Annotated in this window: 18 protein-coding genes; 9 read left to right on the forward strand and 9 right to left on the reverse strand. The window is 42.8% G+C overall.

Features of this window, described 5'->3' with window-relative positions:
• Positions 1-27 precede the first annotated feature (27 nt).
• The 5 genes from LZG72_RS05880 (at position 28) to LZG72_RS05900 (ending at position 3,437) form a co-directional block, all read left to right on the forward strand.
• Positions 28-1,086, forward strand: coding sequence for a PD-(D/E)XK nuclease family protein (locus tag LZG72_RS05880; protein ID WP_233868756.1), 1,059 nt, complete (start codon positions 28-30; stop codon positions 1,084-1,086).
• A gap of 216 nt (positions 1,087-1,302) precedes the next feature.
• Positions 1,303-1,884, forward strand: coding sequence for a bifunctional 2-polyprenyl-6-hydroxyphenol methylase/3-demethylubiquinol 3-O-methyltransferase UbiG (locus LZG72_RS05885; RefSeq protein WP_233868759.1), 582 nt, complete (start codon positions 1,303-1,305; stop codon positions 1,882-1,884).
• Between the two features lie 383 nt (positions 1,885-2,267).
• Entirely contained in the window at positions 2,268-2,450 is a 183-nt protein-coding gene (locus tag LZG72_RS05890) for a helix-turn-helix domain-containing protein (RefSeq protein ID WP_233868761.1), read from the forward strand.
• Positions 2,451-2,583: 133 nt separating this feature from the next.
• Positions 2,584-3,036, forward strand: coding sequence for a DUF6922 domain-containing protein (locus LZG72_RS05895; protein ID WP_233868764.1), 453 nt, complete (start codon positions 2,584-2,586; stop codon positions 3,034-3,036).
• Positions 3,037-3,065: 29 nt separating this feature from the next.
• Complete coding sequence (locus LZG72_RS05900) at positions 3,066-3,437, forward strand: hypothetical protein (protein WP_233868766.1); 372 nt, start codon at positions 3,066-3,068, stop codon at positions 3,435-3,437.
• Positions 3,438-3,817: 380 nt separating this feature from the next.
• On the opposite strand, the gene LZG72_RS05905 is transcribed toward LZG72_RS05900, so the two are convergent.
• The 4 genes from LZG72_RS05905 to LZG72_RS05920 are packed head-to-tail and all read right to left on the reverse strand — an operon-like array spanning position 3,818 to position 6,975.
• Positions 3,818-4,063: a DUF3253 domain-containing protein gene (locus LZG72_RS05905; RefSeq protein WP_233868768.1), complete on the reverse strand. Its 246-nt coding sequence runs from the start codon at positions 4,061-4,063 to the stop codon at positions 3,818-3,820.
• Between the two features lie 57 nt (positions 4,064-4,120).
• A complete protein-coding gene (locus tag LZG72_RS05910) occupies positions 4,121-4,753 on the reverse strand; it encodes an FISUMP domain-containing protein (RefSeq protein WP_233868770.1) in 633 nt (210 codons plus the stop codon).
• A 14-nt stretch (positions 4,754-4,767) separates the two neighbouring features.
• Positions 4,768-5,871 (reverse strand): exo-alpha-sialidase, encoded by a 1,104-nt coding sequence (locus LZG72_RS05915; protein ID WP_233868772.1) that lies wholly within the window; start codon positions 5,869-5,871, stop codon positions 4,768-4,770.
• A gap of 42 nt (positions 5,872-5,913) precedes the next feature.
• Complete coding sequence (locus LZG72_RS05920) at positions 5,914-6,975, reverse strand: exo-alpha-sialidase (RefSeq protein ID WP_233868774.1); 1,062 nt, start codon at positions 6,973-6,975, stop codon at positions 5,914-5,916.
• Between the two features lie 82 nt (positions 6,976-7,057).
• Here LZG72_RS05920 and LZG72_RS05925 point away from each other — a divergent pair, with 82 nt between their 5' ends.
• The 4 genes from LZG72_RS05925 to LZG72_RS05940 all read left to right on the forward strand — a co-directional run bounded on the left by LZG72_RS05925 (position 7,058) and on the right by LZG72_RS05940 (position 10,045).
• On the forward strand, positions 7,058-8,143 hold the full coding sequence (locus LZG72_RS05925) for a winged helix-turn-helix domain-containing protein (RefSeq protein ID WP_233868776.1): 1,086 nt from the start codon (positions 7,058-7,060) through the stop codon (positions 8,141-8,143).
• A 254-nt stretch (positions 8,144-8,397) separates the two neighbouring features.
• On the forward strand, positions 8,398-8,790 hold the full coding sequence (locus tag LZG72_RS05930) for a VOC family protein (protein ID WP_233868778.1): 393 nt from the start codon (positions 8,398-8,400) through the stop codon (positions 8,788-8,790).
• A 98-nt stretch (positions 8,791-8,888) separates the two neighbouring features.
• Positions 8,889-9,458: a cysteine hydrolase family protein gene (locus LZG72_RS05935; protein ID WP_233868781.1), complete on the forward strand. Its 570-nt coding sequence runs from the start codon at positions 8,889-8,891 to the stop codon at positions 9,456-9,458.
• Between the two features lie 5 nt (positions 9,459-9,463).
• Positions 9,464-10,045 (forward strand): bifunctional 2-polyprenyl-6-hydroxyphenol methylase/3-demethylubiquinol 3-O-methyltransferase UbiG, encoded by a 582-nt coding sequence (locus LZG72_RS05940; protein ID WP_233868784.1) that lies wholly within the window; start codon positions 9,464-9,466, stop codon positions 10,043-10,045.
• Between the two features lie 51 nt (positions 10,046-10,096).
• Here the strand turns inward: LZG72_RS05940 and LZG72_RS05945 are convergent, their stop codons facing one another.
• The 5 genes from LZG72_RS05945 to LZG72_RS05965 form a co-directional block, all read right to left on the reverse strand.
• Positions 10,097-11,518 (reverse strand): B12-binding domain-containing radical SAM protein, encoded by a 1,422-nt coding sequence (locus LZG72_RS05945; protein WP_233868787.1) that lies wholly within the window; start codon positions 11,516-11,518, stop codon positions 10,097-10,099.
• Positions 11,519-11,744: 226 nt separating this feature from the next.
• The gene (locus LZG72_RS05950) at positions 11,745-12,032 is read right to left on the reverse strand and encodes a hypothetical protein (protein WP_233868790.1); all 288 of its coding nucleotides are present in this window, start codon (positions 12,030-12,032) and stop codon (positions 11,745-11,747) included.
• A 396-nt stretch (positions 12,033-12,428) separates the two neighbouring features.
• A complete protein-coding gene (locus LZG72_RS05955) occupies positions 12,429-12,956 on the reverse strand; it encodes a hypothetical protein (RefSeq protein WP_233868792.1) in 528 nt (175 codons plus the stop codon).
• The gene (locus LZG72_RS05960) at positions 12,956-13,942 is read right to left on the reverse strand and encodes an ATP/GTP-binding protein (RefSeq protein ID WP_233868794.1); all 987 of its coding nucleotides are present in this window, start codon (positions 13,940-13,942) and stop codon (positions 12,956-12,958) included. The genes LZG72_RS05955 and LZG72_RS05960 overlap by 1 nt, the downstream gene beginning before the upstream one ends.
• Before the next feature lie 209 nt (positions 13,943-14,151).
• Positions 14,152-15,348 (reverse strand): ATP-binding protein, encoded by a 1,197-nt coding sequence (locus LZG72_RS05965; RefSeq protein ID WP_233868796.1) that lies wholly within the window; start codon positions 15,346-15,348, stop codon positions 14,152-14,154.
• Between the last annotated feature and the right edge of the window lie 72 nt (positions 15,349-15,420).

Raw genomic sequence — 15,420 nt, forward strand, 5'->3', positions numbered from 1 at the left:
AGTTAAATATTACTCTCTGCAAAACTTATGAAAGAAACTCAAACCCCAAATATCTTTAGATTGGCCACAAAGGAATTATCCCAAGATGGCTTTTTTGCATGGCTATTGCAATGGGCCGATCAAAACTTTGAACATATTAATAGTGACTTGAATCATACTGCTCAAGATTTCGTGAGGAGGCTGATTGGACAAACCGATAATTACGCCGTTACTACGGTAGTAGCTGGTAGGCAATGGCACAATATAGATGTATGGGCAGAAGTTAATGGTGAGTATTTCATATGCATAGAAGATAAAACCAACACTAGCAGGCACTCTAATCAACTCACCCGTTACAAAAAGCTTGTGGAAGACGAGTACGATGGCAAGCCGCATACGCTCATATTTATATATCTAAAAACTGGGAATGAAAGCCTTTCATCTCTAGGGCTAATTGCTAACAAAGAGGGATATGAGACGATTGACAGGGCGATAGTACTAGAAATACTTAATAGGCGTCAGGTAAACAATGATATCTTCAACGACTTTCGATCGTACTTGACACAATTGCAGGAGTTAACGAATTCGTGCTCTAATCTTAGGGCAATAAACACTGACGAAAGTGCCGCCCAAGGGTTCTACCTTAATTTACAAAAGATTATCCCTGAATGGACTGATTGGAACTATGTATCGAATCCTACTGGCGGTTTTTGGGGATTTTGGTATCACTGGGTACAGATTAATGACTTTAAATTGTATATCCAGATTGAAAATAAGATTAAGGTTGATTTACAGGTCAAAATCAAAATTGAAGGCAAGGCACCAAGTATCGACTATTTAAACCAGCTATGTTCCCAGCTAGGAGAATTAGCGTCTAGACATGGACTCCTGGTCGCCAGGCCCAAAAAATTTAGTCTAGGGAATACATCGACGCTCGCGATTGTTGTGAATGCTTTTCCATCGGCTTCTGACGAAGAGATCGATTTGTCGCATATCTTAAACAATCTTCAAAACCTCCAGCAAGTACTGGATGAATATGCCTTGATAGCTGGCAGTAAGGAGAATGTGGAAATACCCAAGATGAGTCGCGATGTAGCGAGTGACTAGATCAGCCGAAAATCCAATCAAAACCAACGCGAATACTATCCCATATCTCTGCACGCTTAAATGAATTTTTTTTAGGTTTGCGAAGACGGTGGCTTCTGTAAGCAGACATAAACATACCAGCTAAAAGCCAGATGGGCTGAATAGATTGCGCTGAATCGAAAAATAATCGAAGTTTGAAAAAAGGAAAGGTAAAATAGAACTTTGACACAATTGCCGATGGACAAATCAAACGGATACGAAATCTACGCTACAACATTCATTTGCTGCCGCTCGAAAGGCATCAATGGAGTCGGTACGGCATCGGTGCGGCGCTGGGCAAGGTTACTACCTTCAAATGCGACGGTACTGGATATAGGTTGTGGCATAGGCGACCCGATTTCGAAGACATTGGTAGATGAAGGTTTGAACATTTATGGCATCGATGCCTCACCTTCAATGGTTCAAATCTTCAAGCAGAACTCCCCAAATAGTACCGTCGTCTGTGAGGCCGTGGAAGATTCCTCGTTGTTCAACCGGCAGTTTGATGCCATCATTGCCTGGGGGCTAATGTTCCTTTTGCCGGAAGAAATACAGGAAATGGTGATTCGAAAAATGGCAAATGCGTTGTTCACGGGAAGAAAGTTGCTATTTACGGCTCCTTCTCAGAAAATGAAGTGGAACGATGCCATCACAGAAATAGAATCGCTATCGCTTGGAGCGGAGAGATACAATGAATTACTAGCTGCATCGGGACTTTCGCTCATCGAGGAATTCGAGGATGAAGGGGACAACCATTACTATTCTGCGGAAAAGCGTTAGGTCGAACCACTTTCCAATCAGCACCGGGTAGTGTCGCAACAACTCTACCCCGCATTCCCTCGCTGACCAGACGACCAAGAAAGGCAGCAAACGGTTCAATGTTCTGTTCCACACTGGCTTTTTCCAATGACTCAGAATGACCGCAATCCGTTTTTGCGGCACATCGTGCAGGAAGTGAATGGCCTCTGCAAATCTCCTCGTGGTGTTGCCATATCAATCTACCAAATCATGCGGTGGTTAATCAATTGAATGTTGTTGTGTCAATACTATTCAATCGCGTTGTGGTATTTCTATTAAATCGCGTTGTGATAGTCTTATTAGATGATGCGGGAAAGGAATAACTTGAATAGTGAACTGTACCTGATCAGGTATAATCCAACGAAATGGGTACGTTTTATACCTTATCAGGTATATGTTTGTCTAGCTTCCAAGCATTTTTTAAAGAAGGGCGTAAAGCAGTTGGACTTACGCAGGAAGAACTTGCTTTCAAAGCAGGTGTCGGTCTACGCTTTATTCGCGACTTGGAACAAGGGAAGAAAACGCTTCGATTTGATAAGGTTAATTAGGTTCTATCGCTACTCGGAAGGAAGTGGGTGGCAGATCTCAGACGGTAATTAGGAGAGAAAGAATATCAGTTGACGCAATGAACCAGTGAAATGGCTTGATCGAAAATGTAAGCAAAATTGTTTATATTCATATATGGATAGGCAGTTTGAAAAATACAAGGGTATACACCCAGGATTCGTTCTTGAGCGCGAACTAAAAAAGCGATCAATCAAGCAGCGTCCTTTTGCCCTATCTATTGCTGAACATCCACAGAGCTTTAACGCTATTATCAAAGGAAAACGCAGCCTGAGTACCGCGCTGGCACTTAAAATCGAAAAGGGGCTAGATCTTGACGAGGGTACATTTGTAATGCTTCAAGCATACTATGACATCAAGAAGGAGAAGGAAAAACAATTAAAGCTGACTCCTAATTTGATGATATTAAGAAAGTCACTGTTCTGGGATACCGACGTTGACCGCATTGATTGGGAGAAACAAGCAAAGGCTGTTATTGAAAGGGTCTTTGAACGCGGGAATAATGATGAGAAAGAGGAAATGACAAGGTTTTATGGACAAGCAAAAATTCAATCGGTGCTTGCCGGTTAAAAGAATAAAACACGTGTACTAAAATCGGAATGAATAAATACCAGGGGCAGCGACTTACAGAATACATTTACTATGCCGACGTTACTATACAAGCAGTGATTAGTGCTGACTTTACATTTATCGATGGTGCTGGCTGGTATGAGCTTTATCAGTATAATTATGATCAAAGCTTTTGGAGACTAGATAGATTTGATAAGCTGCAAGAGCTATTTTTTGTCAAACTTCCTTCCAAGAATGATTGGGCTAACTACAATTCGCAAGAGTTGCAAATCGAGTTATTAGTAAAAACGAGAGGATTTACAACTATGCCGTGTATATGGCAGGGCTGTGCAAAACTTACTCTTCAGGGACTCGCCTATTGCGAAAGGCACGCTTACTCTGAAATGGGAATCAGAAAATAACTATCGTAGCGAAGTACTCATTTTACATACAACAAACCCGTTGTCAAAGAATTTTAAAGTTCGTATTTTTACCTAACAAAATCGCAGTTGCCACCACCAAATCCACAGGCATTTTCCAAACTTTGAACACCTAAAAACCACCCGAAAACTCACTCAAAAACTAGCGAAAATCCACCCCTAAACCGAGCAATTTTCGCTAAAAGAATTATACATAACAAATATACTGTTGTACTATATGTATAAAAAATAGTGAGTCTTTCGTGTAGTTTACCTCAAATAAAGGAGACAAAACCTTGATTACGAGTCGATTAAAGGCAAAGTTCGAGACCCGTCTCCCTCCTAGGCTCTTGAAAAGTTTTCAAAGTAGAAAGGATCAATTTCTAGACAATTTTAATACGCACCGGGCCCTTGATATTCTCAACATCAACAGGCATTCCCTTTTGTGTTATTACTACGCTACCTTTATTATGCAAATCAATTGCTACCTCGCGGACATCTTCCATATGCTTACGCCAGTCGTCAGGAAATAACATGCGTGCAATTTCAGACGGACAAGTACTTTTCTCAGCGCCCCGATGAATGGCAGTAGATAGGATGGTTGTTGCTATTTCGTCGTAATGCTGCATGTGTATGCTATTGGAATAGGTTTTAACAAATTAAACTATTCCGAAATCCTAAACAACTTAATCCCGTACCAGACGAACCGAGAGTCCGGAAGAAACTCCGACATTCCAACGGAACGCTTTCTTTAAATTTTTCTTATTGCTACTGGGAGGACCACCGTAGTGAAAGTTCCACCCCCAGGCTGCATCACCGGAATTAGTAGGCGTGGACGTCCAAAAGACACCGAGAATACCTTGCGTCAAATAACTACCATCAGGTCTTCGGTGACCTCCCGCAGGCGCATCGAAACCACTGCTGTTCGTGCCGTTACCCTCTTCATTCCAGCTTTTGACGCTTTTTAGAGCATCACCGGCCTTGTCAGTACCGCCAAACTGATTCACAAGCATAGCCCATTCGCTATCCGTCGGTAAATGCCAATCGCGGGGACAGGCTTTCTTCGCTGCCTCCCAAGTGTAAAGCAAGCCCAGCTCTTTTCGATTATTCTCATTGTCATCATAAGCATAGCTACCTGCCACCTTATAGTTCAGGTTTTGAGCCATCCAGGTAACCGTTTTGCCCGTCGAAGAATCTTTAAAGCTGATCGTTTTATACGTTTGACCATCCCGCACGTCAGTGAAGTTGCCGGTAGGTTGGGTACTTCCCTCTTGTGTGAAAAACAAGGTAGCGAGTACGTTAAAGATATATTGTTTCATCAGTTTGGAGCCTTTCAACATCCTTTATTTGGTATGACATACATCACGTTGCCCGAAACAGATAGATTGAAGCCATAATTTTCTACATCAGGAAGTAACAGTTGTTGCCATGTTCTGCCCATGTCAGATGATCGGAATATCCCATCTGTGCGGCCACATATTAAATATTTACCCATTTGTTTAATTGATAAAATATCCGGTGGAGATTGAAGTAAGCCCATTTTTTTCATCAATAGACTACTCCGGGAAGGTTGAAGGTCTTCGCCTATGGCATTCCACGTTTTTCCGCTATCCATTGAGATGTGTATGCTGTTAGTTTGGGTTATCGGGTTATTTACTATGGCAGCAAATCCTCCATCGATACGTTCCACAGCGACGCCAAGCCCCCCTTCACTAACTACACGGTCCCAGGTTTGACCATCATCGGTCGATCTTAATATTCCATCTTTGCTGGTAGTCAGGAGTACACCGTTTGACTCTACCAATTTCATTCTGCCGTCTCCAACATGCAGTTGCTTCCAGGTTTTTCCATTGTTAGTGGATCTAAAAAGACTGTTGTTGGAGCCAATGAGAACTGTGCCTCCGGCAGTTTCAAAAATGGTGCGTACTTCTTTCTCTTTATAAGTCTTGTACATCCAATCTATCGTGCTGTCTAAGCGTACGGCTTGCTCTTGAAAATTCGTGTACGTGGGCGACCAATCACTCGTTCCGTTTATTTTTTTTAAAAATTGACCCCTGATATCATATGCAAGTATCCCATTCCTGCCAGGAACAATGTTACGTTGTGTACCAGAGAAAATTTCTTTTGTCCAAAAAGCAGTTGTGGAATTTGGTTCATTGTGATAAATACCATTTCCAGCACGCAAATAGAGCCCACCGTCATTTGCAAGTAAACTATTGCTCGACACACCTTCTCTCTGCAATTTTTCAGGCAATCCTTCGCTAATATCCTGCCAGGTTTGTCCGCCATCAGCAGATTTGAAAATGATGTTGACAATCCCCGCTGATTTGTCCTCTTTAATTGGCTTCTTTTTTGCTTCCTTTTCTTTTACCATAAAAGAATTTAGCAGCAATAATACCAGAAGGATAGCTGGAATAAACACAAGTGATTTTTTCATTTTTTATTTAATTTAATTATTGAAACCAACGAATATCAACCTTCAACATCCTCCACTTCTTGGTATGGCATAGATCACGTTGCCCGAAACAGATAAGTTGAAAACTTTATCTTGTATAGCAGGAAGTAAAAGTTTCCATGTTTTTCCCTTGTCCGAGGATCTGTAAATACCGGCTGGGTGACCACAGAACAGGTATCCGCCAACCTCGGTAATTGAGGCGATATTGAGACTTTCCGGAAGGTCAGCATCAATCGGCTGCCAGGTTTTACCGCCGTCATATGATGTGCGCACTCTTCTTGTCTCCGTCTCTGTACTGCAAGTAATCGCGGCAAATCCACCTTTGATGCGTTCTACAGCAATGCCCACGCCACCCTCACTAATCACATTAACCCAGGTTTCACCACCATCTGTCGACCGAATTATACCGCTCTGGCTGGTCGCTATCAGCACGCCATCCGACTCTACCAATTTCATTACCCAGCCTCCGTCGTAGACTCGCTCCCAGCTTTTTCCACTGTCATCAGATTTAAAAAGCCCCCAATCGCAACCGACAAAAACGGTGTTACCAGTTTCAAAAACGGTGCGAACGCTTTTCCCTTGAAAATCCTCATATATCGGCAGCCATAAACCCGTTTCATTTAATTTTTGTAAAAACTGGCCACCGTAATTGAATGCAAGCATTCCGGTCTTGCCAGGGACGATGCTGCTAAGGTTGTCTGGAGAAATCTCCTTTTCCCAAAAAGGAGCAGTGGAATTTGGTTTGCTGTAATACATCCCATTTCCAGTGCGCAGATAGATTCCACTATCATTTGCAAGGAAACCATCTCTCGGGATACCGTCTTCCAGCAAGTTTACAGGCAACCCTTCGCTAATATCCTGCCAGGTTTGTCCGCCATCAGCAGACTTAAAAATGATGTTTGCAGCTACTGCCTTATCACTTTTTTGTTTTTGCTTACTATCCGGGAGTGAGGATGACTGTGGGAATTTTAAAGCCTGATCAAAGGCAAATGAGAATTGAAAAAGGAGCAAAAAAGCAAGGTTATGGAATTTCATGACTAACATTGGTTTGGTGAAATAATAGAATAAAATTGTTTTTAACTTCACATATCCAAATGTAGGCGCCCGCGTTGCCATGCTTGTAAATCAACTGTAAAATCTTGTTAATCAATTGTAAAAAGAAATGTAAATGCGTGTAAATTCGGCTTTTACTGGCTTTTTCACTAAACGGCTGATGCTTGGGTCCGGCATTGCAATGGTGCTGCTTGCCATTTTTTTTATCGCCTCGTCTTTCACGGAACATTCCGGCCGCGACTTACGGGTGAAGCAAGTGAACATCATGATCCGTCAAACTGGTCATCGGCTGCTGTTGCAGGCAGGTGACTCAACCTCACGCGTATTGCCCGTTACCGAGATTAAAGAAGGCACGTTTCTGCTCAAGTTCGAAAATGAATTCGTTTTTAACCACGATTCGCTCATGGCGCTGTCACAGCGCTTACTTCCCAAAACACAGTTCCCTTCTGGTTACACCGTTACCGTGAATGATTGCATGAAAGGCGGCATTGTCTATGGTTTCCAGGTAAATAATACCTCGCCGGATATCCTGGCTTGCAGTGGCAGAAGTCAGCCCTCAGGGTGTTATACAATCGAATTTACATTTCCGGATTTTTATGAGAAAGTAGAACGGAAGAAAGCTGACAACGACCAGCTGACTGAATCAGTTAAAGTGGATACTCAGGTAGTCAATCAAAACCTTGAAGAATTAAAAACGGCAACCTTCGACTCTGACATCGACCAACGGGCTGAAAAATTAAAAACGACAACCTTTGACTTTCCATTAATCCATGTGGTTTATGGCGGCATTCTTGTGTTGGTGGGTGCTACCTTGTTGATTGGGCATTTTGGGAAAAATTCAAAACCGGTGCCCGGGCAAAATCAAGACTACGCGATAATAAAAGAGCCCGTTCCGGAATTGGCTGCGCTCGGCAGTTTTTTATTCAACGTAAAGGCGCAGCGCTTGCTTTTGGGAAACGAGGCGATTAGTCTTACAGACAAAGAATGCAAGGTTCTGGAATTGCTCCACAAAAATTTCGGTGAACTGATCCCCCGCGAAACGCTGATGCAGGAAGTCTGGATCAATGATGGGGTCTTCACCGGTCGCAGCCTGGACATGTTTGTGTCGAAACTACGAAAGAAACTAAGCCTCGATCCCGAGCTGAGAATAACGAATGTTCACGGGAAGGGGTATAAGCTGGAAATATCGCTGCCAGATTAATACATTGATACGCACTCACAAACTTTCGGCAACAAATCGGATTTATCGCCGGAAAGTTTGACTCTGTATCAGGCAATCTCAAGGAAATACGCATTACGAAACCTTCTCACCCCCATTTGCTTCATCTTCCTGCGGTTACGTCTCGGCTGCTAATCGCGGTTCTTAACAACAATCCGGTTGTTGCTAAGCGTCCTACTCATTAGAAACAACTATCAATTATTTTGGATCACAAACTAGTCGAAATTCAATCTCAGATGAAACGGCACATTTCCCTGATAAGCTTATTGGTCGATGACTATGACGAAGCGATCGCCTTCTACGTTCATAAGCTTGGCTTTGTGCTCCTCGAAGATACCGTTTTAAGCGAAACCAAACGCTGGGTACGTATCGCGCCGAGTGGTGCGGCTGAATGCTGTTTGCTGCTCGCAAAGGCCAGCACGGAAGAACAGCGGGCGTGTATAGGCCATCAGACTGGCGGACGGGTCTTTCTGTTTCTGAACACGGATGATTTTTGGCGCGACTACCAAAACTTGGTTGCAAATGGTGTTCAAATAATCCGGCAACCGTCAGAAGAGAATTATGGGACGGTGGCAGTCTTTGCCGACCTCTACGGCAATCTGTGGGATTTGATCGAAACAAAAAATTAATCTGCGCTCACTTTTCGCTGGCCAAATTGTATTTTCAACAATCATTAGCCGAGCGCGGCCAAACAAATCTTAAATTCGGATACAACGATCTTCAACTGATGAAATCACAAAAATGCCTTCTGGTAATCGATATGCAAAAGGGCTCATTTACGCCCGACACGCCCCGGTATGAAACGGATGCGATTATCCAAAAAATCAACTCACTTGCAGCAATGTTCCGGAGAAACTCATGGCTTGTTGCGTTTGTGCAGCACAATGGAAGCGCGATGGACGAGTTTATACCCAATACTCCCGATTGGGAATTACTGGACGATTTGAAGGTTTATGAACAGGATTTGATGGTTGAGAAATTCGCAAATGACGTATTTTACAATACCAGCCTTGAAGCTAAGTTGAAAGAGCTAAATATAAACGAACTTGTAATAACAGGCTGTGCAACAGATTTCTGTGTAGAATCCACAATCCAATCAGCGCTTGTGAAAGACTTTGATATTTTGGTGGTAGAAGACGGCCATACTACGGGAATCCGCCCGTTCATGGACGCAGAACAAGTCATCAACCATTATAATTGGGTGTGGAAAAACATGACACCAACAAAGGGGAAAATCGAGGTTAGGCCGTACTCAACTGTTATGACATTGCACGAGCAAGAAATCGACCAGTCTTAATGCAAATGGACAAATCAAACGGATACGAAGCCAATGCGGCGACATTCATTCGCTGTCGCTCGAAGGGCATTGATGGAGTCGGCGCGTCATCCGTTCGGCATTGGGCAAGGTCACTGCCGCCGAATGCGACAGTTCTGGATGTGGGTTGTGGAGCAGGCGACCCGATTTCGAGGGCATTGATAGATGAAGGCCTGATCGTTTATGGGATTGATGCCTCACCTTCAATGGTTCAAATCTTCAAGCAGAACTTCCCGGATAGTCCCGTTGTCTGTGAAGCTGCAGAAGATTCGTCGTTCTTCAACCGGCAATTCGATGCCGTCATTGCCTGGGGGCTACTGTTCCTTTTGCCGGAAGAAACACAGAAAGTTGTGATTCAAAACATGGCAAATGCACTGTACGCCGGCGGAAAGCTGTTATTTACGGCACCCGCTAGAAGAATGGAATGGGAAGATGCCATTACAGCTGTGGAATCGGTATCGCTTGGTGCGGAGAAATACAAAGCGTTGCTAGTTGCATCAGGATTGTTGCTTATTGAGGAATTTGAAGACGAGGGAGAGAACCACTACTATCATGCGGTTCGAGACTAATCGCAATGAAAGTCTTGACTTCGTCTCAATCATCCTGATGTCACCTTCTAGCTAATCAACTAAACCAACAAGCTCTTTTTCTGAATGCGGTAGAACATTGCCGCCGCTTTTCTGTGGTTTTACTTGAGATAAAATGGATTCCAGTAACGGCAACATGGAATTTAAACCGCCTGTTTTAATCATGAAATTCCAGAGTGGTTCAAACTTTTTCCAGCCTCCGGTATACAAAAAATGCTTGCCAATATGCTTTACGGAATCATGGTACAGGCTGGACTTCACAATATTTTGCCAACTATAAAATGTATTATATGCCCACCAATACCCTGCTTCAAGTTCTTGCGCAGTCAGGGTTTTGGTTTTATAAACTACGTGCCGCGTGTCGTAGCGATCCCAGTCACGTGTGAGGATCCTGCCGTCAACCTCCATACTTCTGTATAATGCCGTACCGGGATAAGGTGTCAAAATATGGTAGGTGGCCGTAGTAATGCCGTGGTTTACTCCCCAGTCCACGGTTCGCTTGAAAACATCACCGTCATCGTCGTCCAGCCCAAAAACAAAACTTCCGTTGATCATAATGCCAAGGGAATGCAGCCGGTCTACGGCCTTAGTGTAGTCTTTTTCAAGATTTTGCTTTTTGTTACTTTGTTTCAGATTTTTTGAAGAGAAGGTTTCGAAGCCAACGAAAAGGCTGCGTAAGCCTGCATCGGCTGCCTTCTCGATCAAGTTTCCCCTTAAAATCGCATCTACGGTCGAGGCGCCCTGAAAAACACGGTTCATCCCGCGCATACCTTCAAAAAGTGATTCGGCAAACTTCGCATTCCCTAGAAGGTGGTCATCCAGAAAATATAAATGTCGGCCCGGTAACCGGTTAATTTCAGCAAGCGCTTCATCGACCAACTGGGTATAAAAAGTCTTTCCACCTTCAAAAAAGGCATCTTTGTAACAAAAATTACAATGATGCGGGCAGCCCCGGGTAACGACAATCGAGTTGGGCACCAGGTACAGATGGCGCTTGATCAAGTCACGCCGGATGGGTGGGATGCCAGCCAGGGTGCGGTTGTCGGAAGTATATACCCGTTGTGGCGCACGTTTCTTGAAATCCGCAAGGAACCGCGGGAACGTGTCTTCACCCGGACCAATGAAGATGCTGTCAGCATGCGCCAATGCCTCGTCCGGAAGCGATGTTACATGCAAGCCGCCCAGGATCACATAACAGCCCTTCCGCCGGTAATGATCCGCAATACGATACGCCCGGAACGCATTGGTAATGTACACCTGTATCATCACCAGGTCAGGAGCATCATCCAGCCGGAGCTGCTCTACATGCTGGTCCTGCAGGTCGATCTCATCGTCGGACGACAGGAACGCAGCCAGCGTCGCCAGCCCCAGAGGCGGAAAAAGGGTATATTTGATTGGCCTCCACAGGGGGCTTTCAGCTTCGGTTAATGCCGGCAGGATCATCTTTATCTTCATTACTTACAATATTAAAAGTACTTTGTATTGCAAAGTAAATGAAAGATCGTGAAGAAACAACAAGACGCTTATTCTTCTATGCCGCCTGGTGCAATTTTAGTTGAGTTTTTTAACAGGATGAATGTTATACACATCGGCAATACCCTAAGTCCAACTCCCAAGAAGAACTGTCGTGCATTGACACAAATAAAATAAAAAAGGACTGTCGCCAGCAGTCCTTCAATTCCTAAGCTTTCGCTCCCATCTTCTCGAAGCCTTCCCAAAGCACCTTCAAATCAAAAAGTGCCGACTTTTCTTCCGCATCAAACGGAATATCCGAATGATAAAGCGCCAGATCGTGGATCATTTTGAGCGAATGCGCCAGCTCCTTACAGCCCTGACATTCTACAAGATACCAAAACTCGGCTTGGGATTCCGTCAGCGGAGCGCGGACATTTGATGCGTGACGGGCATCATTCGTTGGGTTGACTGGGTTTTCGTTCGAGTCAGCTCCTGAACCATCTAGAGTTTGCATTTGGCAATGGTTTTGAAAAAGTGGAAAAAAGGAGAGGTCACCGCAAACTCTAACGAAGAATACTTCGGCCAGGTCTCGGGACTTGCACCCGTATGCCTCTCCAAGGCCGTTTAGGCCTGGCTTTCTTTAAATTAATCATACGTATTCTACTAAGAGCTTGCGGGGCAAATATAAGGGAAAATTTGGATGGGTAAGTAGAGGAATGAACTAACGGTTTACCAGCTAAGCGTTAATCACAGGAATGATGCTTTCAAAACTAATTATAGATTGGTTGAGTGGGCTCACGAGAAGATAGTGAACAACCAATAAATGACGGTAAGGCGGTCAGGTCACAAGATGTCTTCACCTGTCAGGCTGGCAGTAGAAGATCAGTTCCAATCAGTACATTAGTAATGACTAAATATTTATGAGTGTCTTCAGATCCACATTATACATATTATTTTTTAGATAGTTAATCCACTCACGAAGCCTAATCACTTCAACATTATTAATTTTTACTAGCTTTTTAAAAAGAAGCTTGAATTTCACATCGTCTTTACTGGTGACCTTCTTTGATACTTTTCTCAATCCGTTTAAATCTTCTGGCAAGTCAAAATCTTTCAAAGATATCCCGCTATCCGTTGCGCATTTCATGATAAATCGCTCCATCGCAGGGCAAATCTGGATTATATAATGATTTTTGTTTGGGTGTTTGTGCAAAACTAGCGATCCGTCTTGGTGAACAATATCAAATTCTTTTAGATAGTCAACTTCTACTTTGTCTTTATCAATAATACCAACAGCAAAATCATTTCCATATTTTTCTCTCATTACCTTTGTAACAGTACCGCATCCTTTTTGGTGATTATAGTGATCTCTCGGAGGTGATATAGTTTCAATCAAGTTAGTGTCAACAAAGCACTCTGGGATAACGAAGTGATCCATTATATAAAGCTTTCACTGTTAGTAAATAAGTCAACCCCATGTTGAAAAATATCGTGTAACTCCTTACTCTCCAATTTCTTCAATTTAGTTTCGAACTGATCATAGTGGACTACAAATACAGCAAGCTCTTCACGACCATTTTCTAATAAGTCGTTTAAAATGTAAGGACTATGTGTTGCAACAAAAAACTGGCAATCCGATTTATAAATCATCTCCTGGGTAATATGAGTCATGTATGGAGGAAATGAATGTGCTTCCGGCTCTTCGAATAAAAGTATACTGTCAGAATTTGATTCAATCGCCGCTTTATAAAATATAATTCTTTGTAAAGTGTCCGCTATTGAGTTATATGGTATCAGAAATATATCATCATCGTGAGGTCTTATTATTTTAATAGATTGGCTTGCCTTATCGAATGCAACTTTAAGCTTATATTCGGAAAATAGATCTAAAACATCTTTCTTCAAAGTATCATAATCCTCAATGATAGAAAGTAAGTTATATCCAAATGGAGGAATTAAATATTTCGAATGAGATTTTCTATATTGTATATCGTGCTTGAAATTATATCGTTTTATAGGCGGTTCAAAATAATCGTAATTGCTAATTCCCTTAACAATTAGTTTACTATCAATTTTAATGTCATCAAAGACATTATCCCGAAAATCGATCCGAGAGGTAAGTCCTTCCTTCGGATTGTAGAACATTAAACATTCACCAATATTCGTTTTGATTCTGACGTCAAGGTTTGTATTCCCGTCGTAAAATAACTCTCCTTCATTTTCCATCCTTATCAAAGTGGACAATTTTTTTGATTTGTTTTCTTTGAGATATGGGATTGAAAATAGCGACAATGCTTCTAAAATATTCGACTTACCCACATTGGGTCTCCCGATAAATAGATTTATTCTTTTGCAACCTTGGATGTCACAGAATTTTAGGGACTTGAAATTTTCAATTAATATATTATCAATAAACTTTGCCATGTCGTATCGAAAAAAAAATGAAATTCATTAAGTCTGGTGGTGTGTGCGTGCCAATTATAATGGCTTGCGACTCATGGTTTCGACCCTCTAAGATTGCATTACAAATCCAGAACAGGTGAGTACATGAATCATTGTAAAGCTATACTTTTTTTATATAACAGTACTCCAATGGTTTGTTGTAATGATGACTATGCGATATTTATTCAAACTCAATACAACAACCCAAACATCCAAAGCGGCACCTTCGAACCATACCCAACTTCAATTCCATCCGCCGCCACATAGGCATTTTCCAGACCGGCAAGCTGTTGTCGTGACTTATTGGATCCGCCAACTTCAATTGTGATTTGGCGGTCGAGTTTGAAATCTCCCTTCTCGGTATACTCTACTTTATGAAGAGGATGTACCTGGCTTAGAAAAAAGCTTTCGCGCAGAGTTCCGATATCAGGTCTGCTCTGGTGCAGCGCGTATTGAAGATTGGGGTGACTCAGATATACCTTTTCCGGCTTTTGCAGCCTGGTAATGCCGAAGCTATCCCGACGTAAGAGCATCAAAATGCCCAGCTCTTCAAGATAATGCATATACTCCACCACCAAAGCCCGACTGGTATTAAGTGTTTCGCTTAACTTGCTTACATTCGGTTTCAACGGAACGCTTTCAGCCAACACCACAAGCAATTGTTTTAGTTTATCAACTGACGCGTAACTGATGCCGTAAACGGCAGGCAAATCCAGTTCCAAACTGAGCTGAATCGTCTCGGTAAGCTTTTGGGCATACACGTCTCGGTTTTCCAGGAAATAGGGATAGTAACCGTGTTTCAGATAGTTATTCCAGTGTGCCAGAGGTTTGATAGTCTGCGTAAGATCGAGTGCAAGTTGGGTGTGCCCGCTCAGAAGATCTGACAGCGATATGGCTGGCCAGGAAACGATATTTTGAATCTGGAGAAATTCCCGAAAAGAAAGACCGTGCAAATGGTACATCACGGCGCGTCGGCTCAAGTCGCCTTTACTGCGCTCTAAATGCATAATGGATGAGCCGGTAAACACAATTCGCAGATCCGGAAAATCGTCGTAAAGGTTTTTAATTTCCTGTGACCAGTTGGCATAACGATGGACTTCGTCCAGAACGAGCAACTTTCCGCCAGTTTTCACGAATGTTTCCCCCAGCTCGTACAAGCGATGCGCGCTGAAATAGAGATCATCCAAACTTACATACAATGTTTGCCCGGACGAGAATGGTGCTTGCTTCAAATATTGAAGTACCAGCGTTGTTTTGCCGGCTCCCCGTGCGCCTTTGATTCCAATCAGCCGATTGTGGTCCCAATCAATCTGATGAACGATATCGCGCACGAACTTGGTAGACGTACGCTGCAACTTGGCCAGATATTTTGTGAAAACAGCTTCCAAAGTGTTATTTGTAAGTTACAAAAATAGTAAGTTTTTGTAATGTGCAAATAACACTTTGATCTTTTATTGAGT

Origin of the sequence: Dyadobacter sp. CY323 (genome assembly GCF_021390245.1) — a bacterium.
Taxonomy (GTDB): domain Bacteria; phylum Bacteroidota; class Bacteroidia; order Cytophagales; family Spirosomataceae; genus Dyadobacter.